The sequence below is a fragment of the Rheinheimera soli genome (assembly GCF_031457405.1).
Taxonomy (GTDB): domain Bacteria; phylum Pseudomonadota; class Gammaproteobacteria; order Enterobacterales; family Alteromonadaceae; genus Pararheinheimera; species Pararheinheimera soli_A.
In genome coordinates, this window is sequence record NZ_JAVDWR010000058.1 from 1 (window position 1) to 1270 (window position 1270).

The following is a 1270-nucleotide window of genomic DNA, read 5'->3' on the forward strand; positions in this document are numbered from 1 at the left end:
ATAGTGATACACGATCACCGTACATGATGATGAACTGATTCATCGCCGGTTTCCAGTCCCGCAATGGCATTGTCCACTTTTTCGCAATTTGATGTAAAGCCAGATACAGCAGTTTTAACACGGCTTCATCATTCGGGAATGAACGTCGGGTTTTGGTGACTTTTCGTAAGCTGGCGTTCAGAGATTCAATCGCGTTGGTTGTGTAAATAACCTTCCGTATTTCAGGTGGATGGTCGAAGAAGACACTGAGCCGACTCCAGTTGTTTCGCCAGGATTGGCTGATACCCGGATGTTTTCCATCCCAGGTTGCGGCGAACTCATCCAGTGCCTGTTCGGCTTGTTGCAACGTGGCGGCACCGTAGATAGTTCGCAGGTCTGCAGCCACTTCCTTGCGCTCTTTCCAGCCAACAAAACGCAGGCTATGACGCACCTGATGCACAATACACAGCTGAACCTGAGTTTTCGGATAGACCGCTTCAATCGCTTCCGGAAAGCCTTTGAGGCCATCGCAACAGGCAATAAAGATGTCGTTCACGCCTCGATTCTTCAATTCATTCATCACGCTGAGCCAGAATTTGGCGCCTTCATTCTGCGATAACCAAAGACCCAACAGCTCTTTTTCACCGTCACTATTGACGCCAAGCGCAAGATAAATGGCTTTGTTTTGAATGGATCCAGAGTCACGGCTACGGACCACCAGACAGTCCAGATACACTATCGGGTAGACTGCGTTTAAGGGCCGTTGCTGCCAGATTTTGACTTCATCCAGCACGGCATTGGTCACCTGAGAAATGAAGGTTGGAGACACTTCGACATCATAGGCTTCTTCAAAATGCGCCTGAATATCACGGGTCGACATGCCACGGGCGTACAGCGAAATGATGCGTTCATCAAAGCCGCCCAGCTGCTTTTCGCTTTTCTTGACCAATCTCGGTTCGAAGGTACTGTTGCGGTCGCGTGGCACTTCCAACTCGATTTCACCATGCACAGAGCGCACCGTTTTACTGGTCTTTCCGTTGCGGGAATTACCGGATTTTTTACCGGCAGGGTCATGTTTGGCGTAACCAAGATGGTGTTCCATCTCAGCTTCAAGGGCTCGTTCAGCAAGCTTTTTGGTCAGCTGGCGCAACAGGCCTTGCTCGCCCATCAGATCTTCAGGAGATTTGCAGTCAGCTAACAGCTGATCCAGTAATTGGTCTGTAATTGGCATTCTTTATCCCTTCCAAGGAGTTAGGTAGAATGCCACTTACACAGATTTTTTTACACTCTC

At 49.2% G+C, this 1270-nt stretch carries 1 protein-coding gene; it reads right to left on the reverse strand.

Annotated features, from left to right (window positions below; genetic code table 11):
- Positions 1–1210, reverse strand: a 1210-nt coding sequence (locus J2W69_RS20600; RefSeq protein WP_310282113.1) for an IS256 family transposase, incomplete at its 3' end; no start/stop codon positions are given.
- Positions 1211–1270 lie beyond the last annotated feature (60 nt).